The organism is Faecalibacterium intestinale, assembly GCF_040096575.1.
Lineage (GTDB): Bacteria > Bacillota > Clostridia > Oscillospirales > Ruminococcaceae > Faecalibacterium > Faecalibacterium intestinale.
The window spans coordinates 85,397-109,816 of sequence record NZ_JBBMEN010000001.1 but is presented as its reverse complement, the minus strand read 5'-3'; the positions used below and the strand labels follow the sequence as shown (position 1 = coordinate 109,816).

General features: G+C 57.6%; 15 protein-coding genes. 5 read left to right on the top strand and 10 right to left on the bottom strand.

Features of this window, described 5'->3' with window-relative positions:
• The first annotated feature begins 53 nt into the window (after positions 1-53).
• From WMO20_RS00450 to WMO20_RS00435, 4 genes are all read left to right on the top strand, one after another.
• Positions 54-230, top strand: a complete 177-nt coding sequence (locus WMO20_RS00450; RefSeq protein ID WP_080545322.1) for a DUF4250 domain-containing protein — start codon at positions 54-56, stop codon at positions 228-230.
• Positions 231-309: 79 nt separating this feature from the next.
• Positions 310-1,068: an esterase family protein gene (locus WMO20_RS00445; RefSeq protein ID WP_349185494.1), complete on the top strand. Its 759-nt coding sequence runs from the start codon at positions 310-312 to the stop codon at positions 1,066-1,068.
• Between the two features lie 228 nt (positions 1,069-1,296).
• Positions 1,297-1,659: a metal-sensing transcriptional repressor gene (locus WMO20_RS00440; protein ID WP_308562713.1), complete on the top strand. Its 363-nt coding sequence runs from the start codon at positions 1,297-1,299 to the stop codon at positions 1,657-1,659.
• A 38-nt stretch (positions 1,660-1,697) separates the two neighbouring features.
• Positions 1,698-4,262, top strand: coding sequence for a heavy metal translocating P-type ATPase (locus WMO20_RS00435; RefSeq protein ID WP_349185493.1), 2,565 nt, complete (start codon positions 1,698-1,700; stop codon positions 4,260-4,262).
• 516 nt (positions 4,263-4,778) lie between these two features.
• Here the strand turns inward: WMO20_RS00435 and WMO20_RS00430 are convergent.
• Complete coding sequence (locus WMO20_RS00430) at positions 4,779-5,330, bottom strand: ferritin family protein (protein WP_249239983.1); 552 nt, start codon at positions 5,328-5,330, stop codon at positions 4,779-4,781.
• Positions 5,331-5,593: 263 nt separating this feature from the next.
• A complete protein-coding gene (locus tag WMO20_RS00425) occupies positions 5,594-6,955 on the bottom strand; it encodes a uracil-xanthine permease family protein (RefSeq protein WP_349185492.1) in 1,362 nt (453 codons plus the stop codon).
• Between the two features lie 383 nt (positions 6,956-7,338).
• On the opposite strand from WMO20_RS00425, the gene WMO20_RS00420 reads away from it, so the two are divergent.
• Positions 7,339-8,460 carry a cysteine desulfurase family protein gene (locus tag WMO20_RS00420; RefSeq protein ID WP_349185491.1) on the top strand — a complete coding sequence of 374 codons (1,122 nt, stop codon included), beginning with the start codon at positions 7,339-7,341 and terminating at the stop codon, positions 8,458-8,460.
• 125 nt (positions 8,461-8,585) lie between these two features.
• On the opposite strand, the gene tuf is transcribed toward WMO20_RS00420, so the two are convergent.
• From tuf to dnaG, 8 genes are all read right to left on the bottom strand, one after another.
• A complete protein-coding gene (gene tuf, locus WMO20_RS00415; protein WP_112089822.1) occupies positions 8,586-9,788 on the bottom strand; it encodes an elongation factor Tu in 1,203 nt (400 codons plus the stop codon).
• A gap of 172 nt (positions 9,789-9,960) precedes the next feature.
• Positions 9,961-12,087 carry an elongation factor G gene (gene fusA, locus WMO20_RS00410; protein ID WP_112089821.1) on the bottom strand — a complete coding sequence of 709 codons (2,127 nt, stop codon included), beginning with the start codon at positions 12,085-12,087 and terminating at the stop codon, positions 9,961-9,963.
• 24 nt (positions 12,088-12,111) lie between these two features.
• Complete coding sequence (rpsG, locus tag WMO20_RS00405) at positions 12,112-12,582, bottom strand: 30S ribosomal protein S7 (protein WP_005926179.1); 471 nt, start codon at positions 12,580-12,582, stop codon at positions 12,112-12,114.
• Positions 12,583-12,741: 159 nt separating this feature from the next.
• The gene (gene rpsL / locus WMO20_RS00400; protein ID WP_005926182.1) at positions 12,742-13,170 is read right to left on the bottom strand and encodes a 30S ribosomal protein S12; all 429 of its coding nucleotides are present in this window, start codon (positions 13,168-13,170) and stop codon (positions 12,742-12,744) included.
• Positions 13,171-13,464: 294 nt separating this feature from the next.
• Entirely contained in the window at positions 13,465-17,037 is a 3,573-nt protein-coding gene (gene rpoC / locus WMO20_RS00395) for a DNA-directed RNA polymerase subunit beta' (protein ID WP_112089820.1), read from the bottom strand.
• 124 nt (positions 17,038-17,161) lie between these two features.
• The gene (gene rpoB / locus WMO20_RS00390) at positions 17,162-21,031 is read right to left on the bottom strand and encodes a DNA-directed RNA polymerase subunit beta (RefSeq protein WP_349185490.1); all 3,870 of its coding nucleotides are present in this window, start codon (positions 21,029-21,031) and stop codon (positions 17,162-17,164) included.
• Positions 21,032-21,508: 477 nt separating this feature from the next.
• Positions 21,509-22,591: an RNA polymerase sigma factor RpoD gene (gene rpoD / locus WMO20_RS00385; RefSeq protein ID WP_349185489.1), complete on the bottom strand. Its 1,083-nt coding sequence runs from the start codon at positions 22,589-22,591 to the stop codon at positions 21,509-21,511.
• Between the two features lie 48 nt (positions 22,592-22,639).
• Positions 22,640-24,415: a DNA primase gene (gene dnaG / locus WMO20_RS00380; RefSeq protein WP_308562727.1), complete on the bottom strand. Its 1,776-nt coding sequence runs from the start codon at positions 24,413-24,415 to the stop codon at positions 22,640-22,642.
• Between the last annotated feature and the right edge of the window lie 5 nt (positions 24,416-24,420).

Sequence of the window (24,420 nt, the reverse complement as noted above, 5' to 3'; positions counted from 1 at the left end):
GGTCACTTTGTCGAGTGGCCGGCTTTTTTATTTGCCGCAAGGAGTGGAATAAAATGTCTTTGCCTGTTGATCCCATCATGCTGCTGAGCGTGGTGAACCTGAAACTGCGGGATCAGTATAAAGATCTCGATGCGCTGTGCGAGGATCTGGAGGCCGACAAGGCCGGTCTGTGCGCAAAGCTGCACGCTGTGGGCTACGATTACGACCCGCAGCGCAACCAGTTTATCTGATTATAGCTTCCAAATCCGGCACCGGTGCGCAGCGACTGTGCCCGAGCCGGTGAATGATAAAATAAGGAGTGCTTGATTTATGATCCAGGGTACCTATTACAAAGAGTGGAGCACGGTTCTTGGCCGTGAGATGGAGTTTAAGGTGTACGGCCATGCCGGTGTGCCGGTGCTGGCACTGCCTGCCCGCGGCGGCCGTTTTTACGACTGGGAGAACAACGGGATGCCCGATGCCATTGCCCAGCTGCTGAACGAGGGCAAGGTGCAGCTGTTCTGCGCAGATGCCATGGACGGCGAGGGCCTTTTGAACGGTGATCTGCCCCAGCGCCGCCGCGCCGAGCTGCAGGAAAAGTATTTCGTCTACCTGACCGCTGAGCTTGCTCCCCGTATTCTGACCCTGAACAACGCCAAAAAGGGCACCCGGATCTGGACTGCCGGTGTGGACTTGGGCGCTTACCACGCCGTCCACTGCCGTCTGCGCCGTCCCACCCTGTTTGCAGGTGCTGTGGGCATGGGCGGCATCTACGACCTGACCCGCTTCTGGGGCACCGACAGCGACGACATGGTGCTGCGCTGCTCTCCCCTTGCCTATCTGCAGGAAAGCGGCATTGCCAACAAGCCTGCGCTGGCCAAGGCAGAAGAAAACTGCCTGATCCTCTGCGCCGGTCAGGGTGCCTACGAGGGCGACGCACTGGACGATACGCAGGCACTGGCCGATCTGCTGAAGGATCAGGGAATGCCCGCACATCTGGAGATCTGGGGCGGTGACGTTTCCCACGACTGGTACTGGTGGGGTAAGATGTGGAGCCTGTTTGCACCGCGCATTCTGGAAGTAAAGTAAGAATTTTAACGAGGGAAAGCCTGCGGGGCTTCCCTCGTTTTCTTATGTGCAGCGGAATTTTACTTTTAAATTTATGGTTCAGAAACACCTGCGGCGTTTCTGAACCATTTTTTGTTTGCAGCACCATTTATATTTCATTTCCTACTTGAATTGTCGGATATTGTGTGCTATACTGCTGTTGCAAGCAAAATATACCCCATGGGGGTTTATGAAGGGAGCGATTCCGAGATGGAAGAGAACCAAAAGCACTGTTGTTGCTGCGATAATGCGCCGGAAGCGGACGCTGCGGCAGATGCTGCTGTCCCCTGCTGCTGCCGCCACAAAGAGCGCAGCCCGGAGGAATACAAGGCCCTGCTCAACCGCCTGAACCGCATTGAAGGGCAGGTACGCGGCATCCGCGGGATGCTGGAAAAGGAAGCCTACTGCGTGGATATTCTGGTACAGGTAGCTGCAGCCAATGCGGCGCTGAACAGCTTTTCCCGGGAATTGCTGGCGCAGCACATCGGCAGCTGCGTGGCGGACGACCTGCGTGCCGGCAGCGACGAAAAGCTGGAAGAACTGCTCCGACTGCTGCCCAAGCTGATGAAATGACCGCCCGCCGGGCAAACTGACCACAAGGAGAAATAGCAATGGAACAATTCAACGTTACCGGCATGAGCTGCGCGGCCTGCTCTGCCCGGGTAGAAAAGGCCGTAAAGAGCGTGCCGGGCGTCACCGGCTGTTCGGTAAGCCTGCTGACAAACTCCATGGGCGTGGAGGGCACCGCAGAGGATGCCGCCATTATCCGCGCCGTGGAGCAGGCAGGTTACGGTGCAAGCCCCAAAAAGGCCGCCGCAGCCGCCAGCACCAGCGCAGAGCTGGACGCGCTGGCTGACCACGAAACGCCCAAGCTGAAACGGCGGCTTATCGCCTCGCTGGGCTTTTTGCTGGTGCTGATGTACTTTTCCATGGGGCACATGATGTGGGGTTGGCCGCTGCCCCGCTGGTTTGACGGCAACCACATTGCCATGGGGCTGGTGCAGTTGCTGCTGGCGGGCATCGTGATGGTGATCAACCAGAAGTTTTTCATCAACGGCTTTAAGGGGCTGGTGCACCGCTCCCCCAACATGGATACACTGGTAGCCATGGGCTCGATGGCAAGCTTTGTGTGGAGTACCTACGCCCTGTTTGCCATGACCGATGCGCAGCTGCACGGCAACGAGGAACTAGTCATGCACTACATGATGGAGTTCTACTTTGAGTCCGCCGCCATGATTTTGACCCTTATCACCGTGGGCAAGATGCTGGAGGCGCGTTCTAAAGGTAAGACCACCGATGCACTCAAGAGCCTGATGAAGCTTGCCCCCAAGACTGCCACCTTGCTGCGGGACGGCGCCGAGGTGACCGTACCCATTGAACAGGTGCAGAAAGAAGATATCTTTGTGGTGCGCCCGGGCGAGAACATCCCGGTGGACGGTATTGTGCTGGAGGGCAGCAGCGCCGTGAACGAGAGTGCCCTGACCGGCGAGAGCATCCCGGCGGACAAGGCCGTGGGCGATAAGGTAAGCGCCGCCACCACCAACCAGTCCGGCTATTTGCAGTGCCGCGCTACCCGCGTGGGCGAGGACACCACGCTGGCGCAGATCATCCGCATGGTCAGCGATGCCGCCGCCACCAAAGCCCCCATTGCAAAGATCGCCGATACCGTATCCGGCTTTTTCGTGCCTGCGGTCATCAGCATTGCGGTGGTCACCACCCTTGTCTGGCTGCTGCTGGGGCGGGATGTGGGCTACGCGCTGGCGCGGGGCATCTCGGTGCTGGTCATCAGCTGCCCCTGTGCGCTGGGTCTGGCAACGCCGGTGGCTATTATGGTGGGCAACGGCCTTGGTGCGAAGAACGGCATCCTGTTCAAGACCGCTGCGGCGCTGGAAGAAGCTGGCCGTACCCGCATCGTAGCGCTGGACAAGACCGGCACTATCACCTGCGGCGAGCCCACTGTCACCGACCTTCTGCCCGCTGCGGACGTGACCGAAACCGAGCTGCTCACGCTGGCTGCCGCGCTGGAGGGCCGCAGCGAGCACCCGCTGGCGCGGGCAGTGCTGGCCTATGCGGAGGAAAAGCAGCTGGAGCTGCCCTCTGTTACCGATTTTACCGCCCTGCCGGGCAACGGCCTTACCGCCAAGCTGGAGGACAAGGAGATCTTTGGCGGCAATGCTGCCTTTATCGGTGCAAAGGTCGCTATCCCTGCTGCGCTGCAAACGCAGGCTGCTGCGCTGGCTGCACAGGGTAAAACTCCCCTCTTCTTTGGCGGCGCTCACCGTCTGCTGGGCGTTATCGCGGTTGCAGATACCATCAAGGAGGACAGCCCGCAGGCCATCCGGGAGCTGCGGAATATGGGCATCCGGGTGGTGATGCTGACCGGAGACAACCAGCGCACCGCCGAAGCCATTGGCCGGCAGGCCGGTGTGGACGAGGTGATTGCCGGGGTGCTGCCGGAGGGCAAGGAAGCCGTTATCCGGCAGCTGCAAAAGTACGGCAAGGTTGCCATGGTAGGTGACGGCATCAACGACGCCCCTGCCCTGACCCGCGCCGACACCGGCATTGCCATCGGCGCAGGCACGGACGTAGCCATTGACGCTGCGGACGTAGTGCTGATGAACTCCAAGCTTTCGGACGTGCCCGCCGCCATCCGGCTGAGCCGCGCTTCCCTGCGCAACATCCACGAAAACCTATTCTGGGCGTTTATCTACAACATCATCGGTATCCCGCTGGCAGCCGGTGTGTTCATTCCCTTGGGGCTGACGCTGAACCCCATGTTCGGCGCAGCTGCCATGAGCCTTTCCAGCTTCTGCGTGGTGAGCAACGCCTTGCGGCTGAACCTGTTTGACCTGCACAGCGCAAAGCGTGACCACCCGCCCAAACACGTCCCTGCCCTGCCCGCTGCCCTTGTGCAGCCCGCAGCGGAGGAAGATACAACTGCATCTAATCAAAAGGAGGAGACCGCTATGAAAAAGACCCTGACCGTAGAAGGCATGATGTGCCCCCACTGTGAAGCCCGCGTCAAGAAGGCGCTGGAGGCTCTGCCGCAGGTGGACAAGGCTGTTGTCAGCCACGAAGCCGGTACTGCCATCGTCACCCTGAACGCCGAAGTAGAGGATGAGGTGCTGAAGAAGGCCGTGGAAGCACAGGATTATCCTGTTACCGGCATTCAGTAAGGCGAAAATGCAAAAGGCAGCTGCGTGGATTTCTGCGCAGCTGCCTTTTTTGTAGCAGGACGATTCTGAATGCGCGCCGCGTTCGCTTTGCGCATCTTTAGAGGAAAAAATATTTTATATTTGCAAGCGGGAGGGCGTTACCGGAAATGGCATCTTTACAGATAACAGTCAAATAGTCTGCCCACATCGAGAATTATATTTATAGCCGATTTTTCTAGGCCACAAGCCAACTTTCAGACTTTTTGTGGGCAAATTCAAAAAAAGAGGTAAAAAGCGGCCAAATCAGCGGGGTTTGCCCACAATTTGCCCACAATACAAAAAAATCTGTTCTCAACCGATAAAAACAGTTAAGAACAGATTTGAACATTTATTCTGTAAACAGCTTAATTTATTGCGTTATGTAGGGGGAAATCTGCGGAGTTTCTGCGCCGCTTTTTAAGCCTGAAACGTCAAAAAAGCCCGCTGCAAGGCGGAATGTCCTTGCAGCGGGCAGCATAGATAACTGGGGAACCCTTATCAGACTTCGGTGTTGAAGTAGCGCTTCAGCAGGCCCTCGAAGCCGCGGCCGTGACGGGCTTCATCCTTTGCCATCTCGTGGACGGTGTCGTGGATGGCATCCAGATTCAGCGCCTTAGCCTTCTTGGCCAGATCCATCTTACCGGCACAGGCACCGCACTCGGCCTCGGCACGCATCATCAGGTTCTTCTTGGTGCTGTCGGTCACGACCTCGCCCAGCAGCTCTGCAAAGCGGGATGCGTGGTCAGCTTCCTCGTAAGCATAACGCTTGTAGGCCTCGGCGATCTCGGGGTAGCCCTCACGCTCTGCCACGCGAGCCATAGCCAGATACATACCGACCTCGCTGCACTCGCCCTCGAAGTTAGCGCGCAGACCATCAACGATCTCCTGCGGCACGCCCTCTGCCTTGCCGATGCCAACAACGTGCTCGGTGACGTAGGTGTTGCCCTTCTTCTCCACAAAAGCGGAAGCGGGAGCCTTGCAAACGGGGCACTGAGCGGGGATCTCACCCTCAGCGATATAACCACAAACGGTGCAAACGTATTTCTTCATAAGAATTTACCTCCATTCGATCTGTTAAAAATGATACAGGACGGAAACCACCCGCCTGTTGTTTCTATGCTGGGCAGCCGCGCTGCCGGGTATAGAAAGAGCCATGGAAAGAAGTTTTGTGCTTTGTGCACTTCCCTTTCCATGGCTCTATTATAGCGAATAATTCCTAGTTAGTCAAGTATATTTTTAAGAATTATTCCTACTTATTAAAATCTGGCAGAATGTCCAAATTCCACTGCAGAAAACTGGGCGCATTACCGGAATCAGACCTGCAGGTTGCCGCTGGTAGCAGCATCGGTACCGGCAGTGGCGTCAAATTCGTAGTCGTTGCCGGGCAGAATGGCGTTGAGCAGAATGCCTGCGATAGCAGCCACAGCCAGACCGGACAGGTTGATGGTGACGCTGCCAACGGTAAAGCCAACGCCGCCTACAGAGTTGAAGCCCAGTGCACACACCAGAATGACGGCGGCAACGATCAGGTTACGGCTGTTGGTGAAGTCCACGCGGTTCTCCACCACGTTGCGCACGCCGATGGCAGAGATCATGCCGTACAGCACAAAGCTGATACCGCCGATGATGCCGGTGGGAATGGTGTTGATGACGGCCTCAAACTTGGGGCTGAAGCTCAGGATGATGGCCAGCACAGCTGCAATGCGGATGACCAGCGGGTCGTAGATCTTGCTCAGTGCCAGCACGCCGGTGTTCTCGCCGTAGGTGGTGTTGGCGGGGCCGCCCAGCAGACCAGCCATGGTAGTGGCCAGACCATCGCCCATCAGGGTGCGGTTCAGGCCGGGGTCATTGATATAGTTGTGGCCGACGGTGGCGCTGATGGCGGCAATATCGCCAACGTGTTCCATCATGGTAGCCAGTGCAATGGGGATGATGGTGAACAGCGCACTGATGAACTCCGGGCTGCCGTCAATGGCGAACAGACCCATAGCCTCCTTGTGCAGGGGGATGCCCAGCCAAGCGGCTTCGGAGATCTTCTGGAAGTCCACTGCGCCGGTGACCAGAGCCACAGCGTAGGAGACCAGCACGCCGATGAGGATGGGCAGGATCTTGACCATGCCCTTGCCCCAGATGTTGCACACGATGACAGTGCCCAGTGCCACGAAAGCCAGCAGCCAGTTGGACTGGCAGTTGGTGACGGCAGAGGGTGCAAGGATCAGGCCGATGGAGATGATGATGGGGCCGGTGACCACCGGCGGGAAGAACTTCATGATGCGGCGGATGCCAAAGGTGGAGATCAGCAGGCTGGCCACCAGATAGACCAAACCCGAGAATGCAATGGCAGCGCAGGCATAGGGCAGCATCTTGGTGTTGGCAATGGTCAGGTTGCCGTCGGCATCAGCCAGCATGGGAGCCACGATGGAAAAGCCGCCCAGATACGCAAAGGAGGAGCCGAGGAATGCCGGGACCTTCTTTTTGGTGATAAGGTGGAACAGCAAGGTGCCCAGACCGGCACATAGCAAAGTGGTGGAAACGCTCAGGCCGGTGAGCAGCGGCACCAGAACCGTTGCGCCGAACATGGCAAACATGTGCTGCACACCCAGAATGAACATCCGGCCTGTGCCCAGCTTTTTGGCGTCGTATACGCCTTTGGAGTAATCGATCTTTTCGCTCATAGAAAACCTCCTGTACTGTTATTCCCAAAAAAAGAGGCATTGCCGTTGAAACAGCAGTGCCTCTGAATTTCAGGAACAAGACCTCCACACAAAAACGGGAAAGAAGCCGCTATGCAGTCGCTCACGCTTGAACATTGTGCTCCTCCCCTTCTTTTTGTGTTCCTTCCAACAACCGGAACCGCTCCGGCAAGGGCACGGCAACGCCGCAGCCTTTTTGATAAGTATAGCAGATTTTGGGCTTTCCAGCAAGGTGTTGACAGCTTTTTCTTGCCGGTTACACTGCGCCGTGGGCTGCGGGGGTTGCGCTTTTGGGCGGAATGCCCTATAATAGAGCCTGTTCTTATTTCCTACTATCATAATGTGTTGATATTACAGGAGGCTCTATGCTCTATCTGGATTATTCTGCCAATACCCCTGTGGACGAGGAAGTGCTGCGATGCTTCTGTGAAGCAGAGCGGCGCTACCCGGGCAATGCCAACGCCCACCATCAGGCAGGCACTGCCGCGAAAGCCGCTATAAACGAGGTGACCCGCAGCATCGCCCGCTGTCTGGGCGCACCGCCTGCAGGTATCATCTATACCTCCGGCGCAAGCGAAGCCAACAACCTTGCTGTAAAGGGGCTAGCGGCGCTGGGAGGTGCAGCGGGCAGGCACATCCTCTCTACCCCGCTGGAGCATTCGTCCGTCATCGGCAGTCTGGAGGCGCTGCAAAAGCAGGGGTACGAGGTGGAGCTGCTGGACATCCGGTCGGACGGCACGGTGGATCTTGCAGACCTGAAAAGGCGACTACGCCCGGACACCGTTCTGGTGGCAGTGACCGCCGTGGACAGCGAGCTGGGCGTAGTGCAGCCCATTGCAAAAATCGCAGAGCTTTTAAAGGCGTATCCCAACTGCCATTTTCATGTGGACGCCACACAGGCTGTGGGGAAAATTCCTGTGCAGTTTGAAGGCATGGACACCATGAGCCTGACAGCCCATAAGTTTTACGGGCTCAACGGCATCGGTGTGCTTGTAAAGCGGCTGGGGCTGGCACTGCCGCCCATCATCCACGGCGGAGAGAGCACTACCCCCTACCGCAGCGGCACACCTACCGTAGCTCTTGCCTGCTCGCTGGCGCTGGCCTTGGAAAAGGCTACTGCGGAGCTGCCCGCCCGCGCCGCAGCCGTGCGCAGCCTGAACGACCGGCTGCGTGCGGAGCTTTCCCGCTATCCAAAAGTGCGCGTCAACAGCCCCGCAAACGCTGTGCCGCATATCCTGAACCTGAGCGTGCAGGGTGTAAAGGGCACCGTGTTCCAGCGGGAGCTGGACGCACGCGGGGTGTGTGTCTCGGTCAAATCCGCCTGTTCGTCCGACGGACTGCCCTCCCGGGCAGTGCTGGCAGTCAGTCAGGACCGGCGCAATGCCCTTTCCTCTTGGCGCATCAGCCTGAGCCACCTTACCACAGAGGAGGAATTGACCGCCTTTCTGCACGCCTTTGCAGACTGCTACAACACCCTGACACGGTAAAAGAGCTTTGAAACTGAACCGCTTACAACTGCCATAAACAAAACAAAAAGACCTTCCCGCTCTCCGGAACGGGAAGGTCTTTATAAATTGCTAGTTAGCCTTGGAACTTACGTTCAAGGACAAAATCACTCAATGATCTTGCCAACAACGCCGGAACCAACGGTACGGCCACCCTCACGGATAGCGAAACGCAGGCCCTCTTCCATAGCAACAGGGGTCAGCAGCTCAACGTGCATCATGACGTTATCGCCGGGCATGCACATCTCGGTGCCTTCGGGCAGGGTGATGATGCCGGTCACGTCAGTGGTACGGAAGTAGAACTGAGGACGATAGTTGGAGAAGAAGGGAGTGTGACGGCCGCCTTCGTCCTTGGTCAGGACGTAGACCTGAGCCTCAAAGACGTTGTGGGGGTGCACAGAACCGGGCTTAGCCAGAACCTGGCCACGCTCGATCTGGGTACGATCAACACCACGCAGCAGAGCGCCGATGTTATCGCCAGCCTCAGCGAAGTCCAGAGACTTACGGAACATCTCCAGACCGGTGATGGTGGTGTTCAGACGGTCGGGCTTGATGCCGACGATCTCCATAGCATCGCCAACCTTGGCCATACCACGCTCAACACGACCGGTAGCAACGGTACCACGGCCAGAAATGGTCATGACGTCCTCGATGGGCATCAGGAAGGGCTTATCCTCCTCACGATCCGGGTTGGGGATGTAGGAGTCAACAGCGTCCATCAGCTCCTTGATGCAAGCGTAAGCAGGATCCTCGGGATCGTTGGGAGCCTCCAGAGCCTTCAGAGCGGAACCACGAATGATCGGGGTGTCGTCGCCCGGGAAGTCGTACTCGCTCAGCAGCTCACGGATCTCCATCTCGACCAGATCCAGCAGCTCCTCGTCGTCGACCATATCGCACTTGTTCATGAACACGACGATATAGGGCACGCCGACCTGACGAGCCAGCAGAATGTGCTCACGGGTCTGGGGCATGGGACCATCGGTAGCAGCAACGACCAGGATAGCGCCGTCCATCTGAGCAGCACCGGTGATCATGTTCTTAACGTAGTCAGCATGGCCCGGGCAGTCAACGTGAGCGTAGTGGCGCTTCTCGGTCTGGTACTCAACGTGAGCGGAGTTGATCGTGATACCACGAGCACGCTCCTCAGGAGCCTTGTCGATGTTAGCGTAGTCCATGAACTCTGCATCACCCTTCAGAGCCAGGTACTTGGTGATAGCAGCGGTCAGAGTGGTCTTGCCGTGGTCAACGTGACCGATGGTGCCGATGTTAACATGCGGCTTAGAACGGTCGAACTTTGCCTTTTCAGCCATTGGAATATCCTCCCTTAATTTAGGTTTTGATATTGGTTACAACAACCCTGCAAAATGCAGACATTGCATTGCAAGGCTATTCTACTAAATTTGTCCTGTAAAATCAAGTGCTTTTACAGGAAATTTTGCCGGAGTTACACTACCCCGGCAAAATTCTTATGCTTTACAGCGCTTAGCCCTTGGTGCGGCCAGCAATGATCTGGTCAGCAATGTTCTTGGGAACCGGCTCGTAGTGAGAGGGCTCCATAACATACTGGCCACGACCCTGAGTCTTGGAACGCAGGTCGGTAGCGTAGCCGAACATCTGAGCCAGAGGCACAAATGCGTTGACACGCTGGGTACCAGCCATAGCTTCCATGCCCTGGATCTGACCACGGCGAGCGTTCAGGTCACCGATAACATCGCCCAGATACTCATCGGGAACGATAACAGCAACCTTCATGATGGGCTCAGTGATGATAGGATCAGCCTTGCGCATAGCATCCTTGAATGCCATAGAACCAGCGATGGAGAAGGCCATTTCAGAGGAGTCGACCTCATGATAAGAACCATCCCACAGGGTGACCTTGACATCAACAACAGGATAGCCTGCCAGAACGCCAGCCTTCATAGCACCCTGAATACCGTTGTCGATAGCAGGGATGTATTCCTTCGGGATAGCGCCGCCAACGATAGCGTTGACGAACTCGTAACCCTTGCCGGGCTCATTGGGCTCGATCTTGATCTTAACGTGACCGTACTGACCCTTACCACCGGACTGACGTGCGTACTTGGTCTCCTGGTTGGCCTCCTTGCGGATAGTCTCACGGTAAGCAACCTGGGGTGCGCCCACGTTTGCCTCAACCTTGAACTCACGCAGCAGACGGTCAACGATGATCTCCAGATGCAGCTCGCCCATACCAGCAATGATGGTCTGGCCGGTCTCTTCATCGGTGTAGGTCTTGAAGGTCGGGTCCTCTTCGGCCAGCTTTGCCAGCGCGATACCCATCTTCTCGTTACCAGCCTTGGTCTTAGGCTCGATAGCAACGCGGATAACGGGCTCGGGGAACTTCATGGACTCCAGAATGATGGGATGATCCTCATCACACAGAGTATCACCAGTGGTGGTATTCTTCAGACCGACAACAGCAGCGATATCACCTGCGTAGCAGCAGTCGATATCCTTGCGGTGGTTGGAGTGCATCTGCAGGATGCGGCCCATACGCTCCTTGTTGTCCTTCACGGAGTTGTAGACAGTAGTACCTGCCTCAACCTTACCGGAGTACACACGGAAGTATGCCAGCTTACCAACGAACGGGTCGGTAGCGATCTTGAAAGCCAGAGCAGCAAACGGAGCATCGTCAGAAGAAGGACGGGTCTCCTGCTCTTCGGTCTCAGGATTCACACCCTTGATGTCCTCGACATCGGTAGGTGCGGGCATATAGTCAACGATAGCGTCCAGCAGCTTCTGCACGCCGCGGTTCTTGTAGGAAGAACCACAGACAACGGGAACCAGAGTATTTGCAATGGTCTCCTTGCGGATAGCAGCCTTCAGTTCCTCACGGGTGATCTCCTCACCCTCGAGGTACTTCTCCATCAGCTCTTCGTCGTTCTCGGCAACAGCCTCGACCAAAATGTTACGGTACTCTTCAGCCTGCTCGACCATATCCTCGGGGATAGGCTCGGTGCGCATATCGTTGCCCATATCGTCGTAGTAGACCTCAGCGTTCATATCGACCAGGTCAACGATACCACGGAAGGTATCCTCCTGACCGATAGGCAGCTGGATCGCTACGCCGTTAGCGTGCAGACGATCGTGCAGCATCTTGATGCAGCGGAAGAAGTCGGCACCCATGGTATCCATCTTGTTGACGTAGACCATACGGGGAACCTTGTACTCGTCAGCCTGACGCCAAACGGTCTCAGACTGGGGCTCGACACCGCCCTTAGCAGCCAGAACGGTCACAGAACCGTCCAGCACGCGCAGAGAACGCTGAACCTCAACAGTGAAGTCCACGTGGCCCGGGGTGTCGATGATATTGATGCGGTGACGGTTCTTCTTGAATGCGACCGGATCCTTCTGGGTCTCAGAGTGGCTCCAGTAGCAGGTGGTAGCAGCGGAAGTGATGGTGATACCACGCTCCTGCTCCTGAACCATCCAGTCCATGGTAGCGCCGCCATCATGAACTTCGCCGATCTTGTGGTTGATGCCAGTGTAGTACAGAATACGCTCGGTAGTCGTAGTCTTACCAGCATCGATATGGGCCATAATGCCGATATTTCTCGTCATCTGAAGAGAAACTTCTCTGGGTGTAGCCATGAAATTAACCTCCTACAGAACAGATCAATAACGGAAATGTGCGAAAGCCTTGTTAGCTTCTGCCATCTTGTGAGTATCCTCACGCTTCTTCACGGCGTTACCAGTGTTGTTGGCAGCATCCATGATCTCAGCAGCCAGACGCTGTGCCATGGTCTTCTCACCACGGGTGCGGCTGTAGGCAGTAAGCCAGCGCAGACCCAGAGTCTCGCGGCGAGCGGGGCTGACCTCCAGGGGAACCTGGTAGTTAGCGCCACCAACACGGCGGGTCTTGCACTCGAGACTGGGCATGATGTTCTCCATCGCCTTCTCGAAAGTCTCCAGAGGATCGTTGCCGGTCTTTTCCTGAATCATGGAGAAAGCTTCGTAAACGATCTTCTGAGCGACGCCCTTCTTGCCATCCAGCATGACGCTGTTGACCAGGCGGGTGACCATCTTGGAATTGTAAATAGGATCAGCTAAGACATCGCGCTTAGCAATGTTACCTCTTCTAGGCATCTTTCTTCCCTCCTTCACAGAATGATATCATCGGTACTCGAAAGTAATAAAACTCCCGTTGTGTCACAAAGAGCTGACCTTACATAAACCGTTACCCTCCGCTTTTAAGCGGACTTGTTATTTATATAAAGGAAAGCCGTTTATGGCGGTTGTCCTCAATTACTTCTTTGCAGCACCGGCCTTAGGACGCTTTGCGCCGTACTTGGAGCGGGCCTGATTACGGCCTGCCACACCCTGAGTATCCAGGGTACCACGGATGATGTGGTAACGCACACCGGGCAGGTCCTTAACACGGCCGCCACGGATCAGCACGACGGAGTGCTCCTGCAGGTTATGGCCGATACCGGGAATGTAAGAGGTGACCTCGATACCATTCGTGAGGCGGACACGAGCAACCTTACGCAGAGCAGAGTTAGGCTTCTTGGGGGTCATGGTACGAACTGCAGTGCAGACACCACGCTTCTGGGGGCTGCTCAGATCAGAGTACTGCTTCTTCTGAGAGTTATAAGTCTTCTGCAGAGCGGGAGCGGTGCTCTTGGTAGTCAGGACCTCACGGCCTTTGCGTACAAGCTGGTTAAAAGTAGGCATTTTGTTTCTCCTTTCTTAATGATGAACATCGGAAGCATTTTCCGACTTTTTAGCCGCACTATCCCCATGAGGGACGCGCAACAGTTATATAATACCCGCTTTGCAGCCGGATGTCAACAGTTTTTGCAAATTTTTTTGTATTTATTCCAGATTTTTTCTTTCGGGCAATTTTCGGCAGAAAAAGTGCCTTTTCCCTCCCCTGCTGCGCTGCTTTTCGCACGCAAAAACCGCCCCGCAGGCTTTCGCCCACGGAGCGGTTTTGTTTAACTGACCAGATCCTGACGGATGCTGCGCTTACTGTGCGGAGGCAGCCAGCTCGGCTGCGACCTCGGCATCGCGCTCAGCCTCACGGTTCTTCAGATCCTCACGCACCTCCGGCAGACCGGTACCGGCGGGGATCAGCTTACCGATGATGACGTTCTCCTTCAGACCGGACAGCGGGTCGACCTTGCCCTTGATGGCAGCCTCGGTCAGCACGCGGGTGGTCTCCTGGAAGGATGCAGCGGACAGGAAGGAGTCGTTGGCCAGAGCAGCCTTGGTGATGCCCAGCAGCACCTGCTGGTACTCCACCAGCTTCAGACCCTCTTCGCCTGCATCAATGCGCTTCTGCAGATCTGCATTGATGTTCTCCACCTCCAGACGGCTTGCCAGAGCACCGCCGATCAGGTTGGAGGAGCCGGAGTCGGTCACACGCACCTTGCGGCACATCTGACGGACAATGACTTCGATATGCTTATCGTTGATCTCAACGCCCTGCAGACGGTAGACCTTCTGGACCTCGTTGATCAGGTAGTTCTGCACGTCCTCCAGACCCTTGATGGCCAGAATATCCTGCGGGTACAGCACGCCCTCGCGGGTGATGATGTCGCCCTTCTCCACACGGTCGCCGGGCATCACGCGGGAATGCTGGGTGAACGGGATGGAGTAGCTCTTGACTTCCTCTGCACCGTTCTCGTCCTTGCCGGTGACCTTGATGACCACGTTCTTCTTGGTGTCGTCCTGAGAGACCACACCGGAGATCTCACTCATGATAGCCATGCTCTTGGGACGGCGGCTCTCGAACAGCTCCTCAACACGGGGCAGACCCTGTGTAATATCCTCAGCAGATGCGATACCGCCGGTATGGAAGGTACGCATGGTCAGCTGAGTACCGGGCTCGCCGATGGACTCTGCGGCGATAACACCGACAGACTCGCCCAGACGGACCGGCTCGCCGTTGGCCATATCGGAGCCGTAGCAGCGTGCGCAGACGCCGGTCTTAGCACGGCAGGTCAGCAGGCTGCGGATCTTCAGGCGGGTGATACCGGCGGCCTCGATCTCGTTGGCGTCGTACAGGTCGATCATCTTGCCCTCGGGCACGATGACCTTGCCGGTGATGGGGTTGACCACATCGCCCACGGCAAAACGGCCGATCAGACGCTCGCGGAAGCTCTCGATCTTCTCCTTGCCCTCGTGGATCTCAGAGACCCACAGGCCATCGGTGGTGCCGCAGTCGATCTCGCGGACGATGACGTCCTGAGAAACGTCGACCATGCGGCGGGTCAGGTAACCGGAGTCGGCGGTACGCAGAGCGGTATCAGCCAGACCCTTACGGGCACCACGGGCAGAAACGAAATATTCCAGAATGTTCAGGCCTTCGCGGTAGTTAGCACGAATGGGCATCTCGATGGTGTGACCGGCGGTGTTTGCCAGCAGGCCGCGCATACCGGCCAACTGCTTGATCTGGTTCATAGAACCACGGGCACCGGAGTCTGCCATCATATAGATCTCGTTGTCCTTGGGCAGGTTGTCTGCCAGAGCCTTAGAGACCTTATCGGTGGTCTTCTGCCAGATATCAATGGTCTTGTTGTAGCGCTCGTTATCCGAGATCAGACCACGGTTGAACAGCTTGCCGACCTTGGCGATCTCCTTATCGGCCTCGGCGATCAGTTCCTGCTTCTGGGGCGGGATCACAGCGTCGCACACAGCCACGGAGATAGCGGACAGGGTGGAGTACTTGTAGCCCTGTGCCTTGATGGCATCCAGCATCTTAGCACACTTGCGGGTGCCGTTGCGGGTCATGCAGCGGGAGATGATCTCGGGCAGGGTCTTTTTGGTCACGCGGAAGCTGACCTCGTACTCCAGCCAGTGCTCGGGATCGGTACGATCCACATAGCCCAGATTCTGGGGAATGGGATTGTTGAAGATGATGCGGCCGGCGGTGGCATCCACCAGACCGGTGCGCTCCACGCCGTCAATGGTCATGGTGCGGCGCACCTTGATGGGTGCGTGCAGAGTGATGACGTGCTCGGCGTAAGCCATCAGAACCTCGTTCTCATCACGGAACACCTTGCCTGCGCCCTCGTCGTTTTCGCGGACGGTGGTCAGGTAGTAGCTGCCCAGGATCATATCCTGCGTAGGCACAGTAACAGGTGCGCCGTCAGAGGGCTTCAGCAGGTTGCCGGAAGCCAGCATCAGCATCTTGGCTTCACGGCAGGCATCCTCGCTCAGGGGCAGATGGACTGCCATCTGGTCGCCGTCGAAGTCGGCGTTGAATGCGGTACAAGCCAGCGGGTGCAGCTTGACGGCACGGCCTTCCACCAGCACGGGGTTGAAGGCCTGAATGCCCAGACGGTGCAGGGTAGGTGCACGGTTCAGCAGCACGGGATGACCCTTGATAACGGTCTCAAGGCTGTCCCAGACTTCGGGCTTTGCGCGCTCGACCATCTTGCGGGCGGACTTGATGTTGTTGGCAATGCCCTTCTCCACCAGATCCTTCATGACAAAGGGCTTGAACAGCTCCAGAGCCATCTCCTTGGGCAGACCGCACTGATCCATCTTCAGCTCAGGGCCGACAACGATAACGGAACGGCCGGAGTAGTCAACACGCTTGCCCAGCAGGTTCTGACGGAAGCGGCCCTGCTTGCCCTTCAGCAGATCGGAAAGGCTCTTCAGTGCGCGGTTGTTGGGGCCGGTGACCGGACGGCCGCGGCGGCCGTTGTCGATCAGGCTGTCCACAGCCTCCTGCAGCATACGCTTCTCGTTGCGCACGATGATGTCGGGAGCGCCCAGCTCCAGCAGGCGGCGCAGACGGTTGTTGCGGTTGATGACGCGGCGGTACAGATCGTTCAGGTCGGAGGTGGCGAAACGGCCGCCGTCCAGCTGGACCATGGGGCGCAGGTCAGGCGGCAGCACGGGCAGCACATCCATGACCATCCACTCGGGGCGGTTGCCGGAGATGCGGAAAGCCTCGACAACTTCCAGACGCTTGAGGATGCGCACGCGCTTCTGGCCGGAGGACTTCTCCACCTCGGCGGTCAGCTCAGCGCTCAACTGATCCAGATCGATCTCCTTCAGCAGAGTCTGGACAGCCTCAGCGCCCATGGCAGCCTCGAACTCGTCGCCGTAGCGATCGCACATTTCGCGGTATTCCTTCTCGGTCAGCAGCTGCTTCTTGTCCAGCGGGGTCAGACCGGGATCGGTGACGATATAGCTTGCAAAGTACAGCACCTTTTCCAGCAGACGGGGGCTGATGTCCAGCATCAGGCCGATGCGGCTGGGGATGCCCTTGAAGTACCAGATGTGGCTCACAGGAGCGGCCAGCTCAATGTGACCCATACGCTCACGGCGAACCTTGGCCTTGGTGACCTCGACGCCGCAGCGATCACACACCTTGCCCTTGTAACGGATGCGCTTATACTTGCCGCAGTGGCACTCCCAGTCCTTGGTAGGTCCAAAAATGCGCTCGCAGTACAAGCCGTCACGCTCCGGCTTCAGGGTGCGGTAGTTGATGGTTTCGGGCTTTTTGACCTCGCCGTAGCTCCATGCGCGGATCTGCTCCGGGGAGGCAAGGCCGATTTTAATGGAATCGAAAACGTTGTTTTCCATGAAACGAACCCTTTCTTAATCTCTAGTTGTTTCGATGATGACAGGCGACCTATAAAACCCGCTGCTCTCCCCTGTCTGCGGCGGCAGCACGCGCACCGCAGCGGGAAAACAGCCTATAAGGGGTTTATTCGTCAAAATCCACTTCATCGGAGGAAGCGGACTCTGCAGAGACAGAGTTGTCATCCTCCAGCACAGAGGGATCATCGAAACCTGCATCGGCGTCCTTGATGTTGTAATCAGTCAGTTCGCTCTCCTGCACCACAGTCTCGGTGCCGGCAACATCACGCATATCAAAGCCGGTCTCTTCGTCGTCGAAGTTCTGGCGCATATCGATCTCGTTGCCGTCCTTATCCTGCACGATCACGTCCATACCCAGAGACTGCAGTTCCTTCAGCATAACGCGGAAGGACTCGGGGATGCCGGGCTGCGGGATGGGCTCGCCCTTGACGATGGCTTCGTAGGTCTTGACACGACCCTCCACGTCATCGGACTTGACAGTCAGGATCTCCTGCAGGGTGTAAGCGGCACCGTAAGCTTCCAGTGCCCAGACCTCCATCTCGCCGAAGCGCTGACCGCCGAACTGCGCCTTGCCGCCCAGAGGCTGCTGGGTGACCAGAGAGTAGGGGCCGGTGGAACGGGCGTGGATCTTATCATCGACCAGATGATGCAGCTTGAGGTAGTACATATAACCAACGGTAACGCGGTTATCGAACTTTTCACCGGTACGGCCGTCGTAAACGGTAGTCTTGCCGTCACGATCCAGCTCGATCTTGGAGAAGTCGATGATGTGGCCCTTCTCGCCCATGATCTTGGGGAGCTTGGTGGGGTATGCAGGTGCATTCTCGCCGTGCCACATCTCGCGGGCGGTATCAAAGGTATCTCCGATGTCGTTCTCACGGGCAGAATCAAAGACGGGGGTCATGACCTTGATGCCGCAGGCCTTGGCAGCGTAGCCGAGGTTGACTTCCAGCACCTGACCGATGTTCATACGGGAAGGCACGCCCAGCGGGTTCAGCACAATGTCCAGCGGAGTGCCGTCGGGCAGGTAGGGCATATCCTCCTGCGGCAGGATGCGGGAAACGACACCCTTGTTACCGTGACGGCCTGCCATCTTATCGCCAACGCTGATCTTACGCTTCTGGGCGATATAGCAGCGGACGACCTCGCGCACACCGGGCTGCAGCTCATCGCTGTTCTCCGGGGTAAAGACCTTGACATCCACAATGATGCCGTATGCGCCATGGGGCACACGCAGGGAGGTGTCGCGCACCTCGCGTGCCTTCTCACCAAAGATGGCGCGCAGCAGGCGCTCCTCGGCGGTCAGCTCGGTCTCACCCTTCGGGGTGACCTTGCCGACCAGAATATCGCCGCTCTTGACCTCGGCACCAATGCGGATGATGCCGCGCTCGTCCAGATCCTTCAGGGCATCCTCAGAAACGTTGGGGATGTCGCGGGTGATCTCCTCGGGTCCCAGCTTGGTATCGCGGCTCTCGGTCTCGTACTCCTCGATGTGGATGGAGGTGTACACGTCCTCGCGCACGATCTTCTCGTTCAGCAGAACGGCGTCCTCGTAGTTGTAGCCCTCCCAGGTCATGAAGCCGATCAGGGCGTTCTTACCCAGAGAGATCTCGCCATTGCGCATTGCGGGGCCATCGGCCAGCACCTGACCGGCGGTGACGGTCTCGCCCACTTCCACGATGGGGCGCTGGTTGATGCAGGTGCCTGCATTGGAGCGGGCGAACTTGATCAGAGAGTACTCCTCCAGAGCACCCTGCTCGTTGCGCACAACAATGTGGTCGGCATCGGCCTTTTCCACAACGCCGTTGCTCTTGGCCAGCACAGCGGTGCCGGAGTCGGTAGCAGCCTTGTACTCCATACCGGTAGCAACAATGGGCTGCTGGGTGACCATCAGAGGCACTGCCTGACGCTGCATGTTAGAGCCCATCAGTGCACGGTTACAGTCATCGTTCTCCAGGAAGGGGATGCAGGCGGTAGCAACAGAGACCATCATTCGCGGAGAGACGTCCATGTAATCGACCTTCTCTGCGTCGATTTCCAGGATCTCGTCGCGGCGGCGGGCAGACACGCGGGGACGGACGAAGTGCTTGCCTTCGTCCAGCGGCTCGTTGGCCTGTGCCACAACGTACTCGTCCTCCACATCGGCGGTCATATACTCCACCTCGTCGGTGACGACCTGCTCAATGAGGTTGTTGTTCTCGTCGTAGACCTTCTTGACCTTGCGGTAGGGAGCCTCCACAAAGCCGTACTCGTTAATCTTGGCGTAGGATGCCAGATAGGAGATCAGACCGATGTTGGGGCCTTCAGGGGTCTCAATGGGGCACATACGGCCGTAGTGGCTGTAGTGAACGTCGCGGACTTCGAAGCCTGCGCGGTCACGGCTCAGACCGCCGGGGCCCAGAGCAGACAGACGGCGCTTGTGGGTCAGCTCAGCCAGAGGGTTATTCTGGTCCATGAACTGAGACAGCGGAGAGGAGCCGAAGAACTCCTTGATAGCTGCCACCACAGGACGGATGTTGATCAGCGCCTGCGGAGTGATGACGCTCTGATCCTGGCTCTGCAGGGTCATGCGCTCACGGATGACGCGCTCCATGCGGGAGAAGCCAATGCGGAACTGGTTCTGCAGCAGCTCGCCCACGCTGCGGATACGGCGGTTGCCCAGATGGTCGATATCATCGGTGGTGCCGATGCCGTAGCCCAGACCGTTCAAGTAGTTGATGGAGGACAGGATATCGTCGATGGTGACGGTACGGCCGATGAGCAGGTCGTGATCCTTCTTCAGGCTCTCCATGACCTCCTCGGCGCTGGAAGCGTTATCAAGGATCTTGCGCAGCTCCTTGAGGTTGCAGCGCTCGTTGATGCCGCACTCCTTGACATCCACGCCCTTGAATGCGGGGTAGTAGCTATCAATGATGGCCTGTGCGTCCACGCAGCCGTTGGTAATGACCTTGACCTTGTGGGGCTGATCCTTCATGGGATCATCGATCTTCAGCACGACCAGATCCACGCCGGCGGCATCGATCTTCTCAGCCAGCTTGCGGTCGATCTTCTTGTCGGCCTCGACAAGGATCTCGCCGGTGAAGGGATCCACCACGTTCTCTGCAGCCACATGGTTCATGATGCGGCGTGCCAGAGACAGCTTTTTGTTCATCTTATAGCGGCCGAAGCGGGACAGGTCGTACCGGCGCGGATCGAAGAACAGCATATCGATCTGGCTGGTAGCGGACTCCACCGTGGGAGGCTCGCCGGGGCGCAGCTTGCGGTAGACCTCCAGCAGACCCTCTTCGCGGTTCTTGGTGGTATCCTTTTCCAGCGTGGCCAGAATGCGCTCGTCCTCGCCGAAGTAGTTCAGGATGTCCTCGTTAGAGGACAGACCCAGTGCACGGCACAGCACCGTGACGGGCAGCTTGCGGTTCTTGTCGATACGGACATAGAACACATTAGCGGCATCGGTCTCGTACTCCAGCCATGCACCGCGGTTGGGGTTCATGGTGGCGCTGTACAGGTCGTTGCCCACCTTATCCTTGGCATGGCCGTAGAACACACCGGGAGAACGGACCAGCTGGCTGACGATCGCACGCTCAGCACCGTTGATGACAAAGGTGCCTGCGTCGGTCATCAGGGGGAAATCGCCCATGAAGATCTCCTGATCCTTCACCTCGCCGGTCTCCTTGTTCAGCAGACGGGCGGTGACGCGCAGGGGGGCTGCAAAGGTAACGTCGCGCTCCTTGCACTCCTTGATGCTGTACTTCGGCTCCTTATCCAGCCGGAAGTCCACAAAGCTCAGTGCCAGATTGCCGGTGTAGTCCTCAATGGTGCCGATATCGTGGAAGACCTCCTTCAGGCCTTCATCTAGAAACCACTGATACGAGTTCTTCTGCACCTCGATCAGGTTCGGCATACTGATGACTTCGTCGATGTGGGAGAAGCTCATGCGCTCGGTTTTGCCGAGCTTAACGGGCTTGACTTTCATCATAAAATCAACCACTCCTTACTTTTATATTCTACGGGATGTCGTATACACGGGTCAAATTTGAGCAGACACACATAATTCGACCCGCGTCCTGCGGAACGTTCCGGCGTTTTGCACAAACTTTTCGGGGCAAGCCCTCAAGCGGCAGCCATCGCAGTTCCCTTTTTGGCGCACTAGTCCATTATGTGATACTAATGCAGTATACACCCGAAAACCCCTGTTGTCAAGCCATTTTTCAGTTTTTTGCCGAAATAAATTTAATTTTCACTTTGTTTTCGCACGCCCGGCAGCGTGTAGCTGTTTGTCTGCCAAGTACTTGATTTTTTTATTTTGCACGTTCCTGTTCATAACACCCTTGTGCAATTTGTCTATCTTTACTCTTGTGCCCGGAAGTGTGACTTTTGCACTTCCCTGCCGCAAAAAAAGAGACCGCCGCACAAAATGCTGTGCAGCAGTCTCGTCCTGAAAATTTTATGCGATTCACTCGTCCAGATAATCCCGCAGCAGCTTTGCGCGGCTGGGGTGGCGCAGCTTGCGCAGCGCCTTTGCTTCGATCTGCCGCACCCGTTCCCGGGTCACGTTGAACTCCTTGCCCAGCTCTTCCAGCGTGCGGGCACGGCCATCCTCCAGACCAAAGCGCAGGGTGATGACCCGCTCCTCCCGGGGCGTCAGGCTTTTAAGGACGTGCAGCAGCTCCCGCCGCAGCAGCTGACGCCCGGCTTCGTCCACCGGGACACCGGCATCTTCGTCCTGAATAAAGTCCTCCAGATGGGCGTCCTCTTCCTCCCCCACCGGCGTTTCCAGACTGATGGGCTCCTGCGACAATTGCAGCAGCTCCCGCACCTTGTCCGGTTCCATATCCAGTGCGGCAGCGATCTCCTCAACGGTGGGCTCCCGTCCATTTTTATGCAGCAGGTCGCCCGCCGTTTTCTTGACCCGGTTGATGCTCTCTACCAGATGCACCGGGATACGGATGGTGCGTCCCTGATCCGCAATGGCGCGGGTGATGGACTGACGAATCCACCACGTTGCGTAGGTAGAGAACTTGAAACCACGCTCCGGCTCAAATTTTTCCGCCGCCTTCATCAGGCCAAGGTTGCCTTCCTGAATGAGATCCAGAAAAGGCAGTCCCCGCCCGGCGTAGCGCTTGGCTACCGATACCACCAACCGCAGGTTTGCTTCGCTCAAAGCGCGGCGGGCATCTGCATCGCCGGCGCGGGCAGCCTTTGCCAGTGCCATCTCCTGTCCGGCGGTCAGCAGCGGCACCCGGCCGATCTCCTTTAAATAGGTCTTGACCGGGTCATCCAGCGCCACTCCCTCTGAGGACAGCTCATTCTCCAGCCTGCCGATCTGTGCATCGTCCAGCACAGGCAGTTCGGCAGACTCTTCCTCTGCCAGATGGACGCCCCGCTGCTCCAGCGCAGCGTAAAGTTCATCCAGCTGCGCAACATCAAAATCCGTTTCCTCCATGGCGCGGCTGATCTGCTCCGGGGTCAGGGTGTGGCGCCGCGCCTTTGCGGCAAGGCTGCGGGCAAGTTCTTCCGTTTGCGACAATTTCTGCATGATTCCTGCTCCTTTTCTCTCCAGCTCCAGCCGGAGGGAAAACAGGGATCAGTCTTGTTCGGGCAGCGTCCCCTGCTTTTTTTCGCGCATCGACTGAAGATACTGTGTGATTTCATCGCCGGACATTGCAGCAGCTTTGCTTGCGACCGGCATCCCCCGGGCGATCCTGTCCAGATACAGATGGATATCCTCCGGGGTGCAGTTCACATCGCTGTATTGTGCCGCAAGTCGGCTCAGTTCATTCAATGCTTCTTCGCTTACAAATGCCCGCAGTGCCGTCAGGCTGAGCTCCACGCCCTCCCGGCTGCAATTGAGCATCGCTTCGTATAGTTCCTTCTGCTGCGGCTGGATGAATTGCTCCGCCGTCAGCTGCTGTTTAGCCAGTTCCAGATACCGCGGCTCCCGCAGGATGGCCGCCAGCAGCCGCTGCTGGGCGCTGGCGATGCCCAGTGCCTGACTGCCGCCTGCGCTGTATGGTACCTTGATCTGATCCATCTCGCCGGAATGCAGCCGCTCGTGGTTTTTCTCCCGGCGGTACTTGCCGCCTGCCCGCTTTGCTGCGGTGCCCAGCTGCGCCAGAATGGCGGTTTTGGAAATATTAGTTTCCTCTGCCAGCCGCCCGGCGTACACCTCCTGCTCGGTGGGGTTAGAGCGCTCGGCCAGCATTTCCACAGCTTCCTTTACATATTGCAGCCGCTGCGCATCCTGCGAGAGATCGTACTGATCCCGCAGGCGCTTGAGCCGGAAGTCCAGCGCGTTGCCCACCCCGTCCAGAAGTGCCTGAAAGCGCTCCGGACCATATTTTTTGATATACTCGTCCGGGTCCTTTGCACCGGGGATCTGCAAAACGCCCACCTTTACCGGGCTGTTGCGGAACAGCTCCAGCGAGCGCAGGGTCGCTTTCTGACCGGCCTCGTCCGAGTCGTAGCTCAGAATGACTTCGTCGGCATACTCGCTGATGATGCGCACCTGCCCGGGGGTCAGCGCGGTGCCGCAGGCGCAGACGGCAGTGTCGATGCCCGCCTGCTGCATACTGATGACGTCCATGTAGCCCTCGCACAGCACGAACCGCCGGGAGGCGCTGCGCTTTGCGATCTGCATGGCAAATACCGTCTCGGATTTGTGGTAGACCAGCGTCTCCGGGCTGTTGACGTATTTGGGCTTGGAGTCGTCCATCACGCGCCCGCCAAAGGCAATGATGTTGCCGCGCAGGTCAAAGATGGGGGTCATGACACGCTTCCAGAACAGGCAGTAGATGCGCCCGGACTGGCTGCGCTTGAACAGGCCGCTGGCATCCAGCTCCTGCTGGTTGTAGCCTTTATCCCGCAGGTACTGGTACAGCGCCTGCCCATCGTTGGGGGCATAGCCCAGCCCGAACCGGACGATGGTCTTATCGTCCAGTCCGCGCCGCCGCCAGTAGGCGCGCGCCTGCCGCGCCTCCTCCACGGTAGAGTTCAGGCAGGCATGGAAGAAGCGGGCGGCCTCCTTGTTCATGGAAAGCACCCGGCTGCGCAGGCGTCCCGTCTTATCGTCCTCCTGCGGTTCCGGCATCCCGGCGCGGGAAGCCAGCATCTTGATGGCTTCGCCGCTGCTGATATTGTTGATCTTTTTGACAAAGCTGATGGCATCTCCGGCTGCCTGACAACCGAAACAGTAAAAGCTTTGGGTGTCCGGGTACACATAAAAGGACGGCGTTTTTTCGCTGTGAAAAGGGCACAGCCCGCCGTACAGCCGTCCCTTGCGTTTGAGCTGCACATAGCTGCCCACCAGCTCCACAATGTCGGTGCGGCGGGTAAGCTCCTCGATGTATTCGTGTGGGATCATGTTGT

Excerpts from the sequence above, each read along its gene's own strand:
- WMO20_RS00450 (WP_080545322.1), top strand. The coding sequence starts at position 54 with ATGTCTTTGCCTGTTGATCCCATCATGCTGCTGAGCGTGGTGAACCTG.
- WMO20_RS00445 (WP_349185494.1), top strand. The coding sequence starts at position 310 with ATGATCCAGGGTACCTATTACAAAGAGTGGAGCACGGTTCTTGGCCGT.
- WMO20_RS00440 (WP_308562713.1), top strand. The coding sequence starts at position 1,297 with ATGGAAGAGAACCAAAAGCACTGTTGTTGCTGCGATAATGCGCCGGAA.
- WMO20_RS00435 (WP_349185493.1), top strand. The coding sequence starts at position 1,698 with ATGGAACAATTCAACGTTACCGGCATGAGCTGCGCGGCCTGCTCTGCC.
- WMO20_RS00430 (WP_249239983.1), bottom strand. The coding sequence starts at position 5,330 with ATGAAGAAATACGTTTGCACCGTTTGTGGTTATATCGCTGAGGGTGAG.
- WMO20_RS00425 (WP_349185492.1), bottom strand. The coding sequence starts at position 6,955 with ATGAGCGAAAAGATCGATTACTCCAAAGGCGTATACGACGCCAAAAAG.
- WMO20_RS00420 (WP_349185491.1), top strand. The coding sequence starts at position 7,339 with ATGCTCTATCTGGATTATTCTGCCAATACCCCTGTGGACGAGGAAGTG.
- tuf (WP_112089822.1), bottom strand. The coding sequence starts at position 9,788 with ATGGCTGAAAAGGCAAAGTTCGACCGTTCTAAGCCGCATGTTAACATC.
- fusA (WP_112089821.1), bottom strand. The coding sequence starts at position 12,087 with ATGGCTACACCCAGAGAAGTTTCTCTTCAGATGACGAGAAATATCGGC.
- rpsG (WP_005926179.1), bottom strand. The coding sequence starts at position 12,582 with ATGCCTAGAAGAGGTAACATTGCTAAGCGCGATGTCTTAGCTGATCCT.
- rpsL (WP_005926182.1), bottom strand. The coding sequence starts at position 13,170 with ATGCCTACTTTTAACCAGCTTGTACGCAAAGGCCGTGAGGTCCTGACT.
- rpoC (WP_112089820.1), bottom strand. The coding sequence starts at position 17,037 with ATGGAAAACAACGTTTTCGATTCCATTAAAATCGGCCTTGCCTCCCCG.
- rpoB (WP_349185490.1), bottom strand. The coding sequence starts at position 21,031 with ATGATGAAAGTCAAGCCCGTTAAGCTCGGCAAAACCGAGCGCATGAGC.
- rpoD (WP_349185489.1), bottom strand. The coding sequence starts at position 22,591 with ATGCAGAAATTGTCGCAAACGGAAGAACTTGCCCGCAGCCTTGCCGCA.
- dnaG (WP_308562727.1), bottom strand. The coding sequence starts at position 24,415 with ATGATCCCACACGAATACATCGAGGAGCTTACCCGCCGCACCGACATT.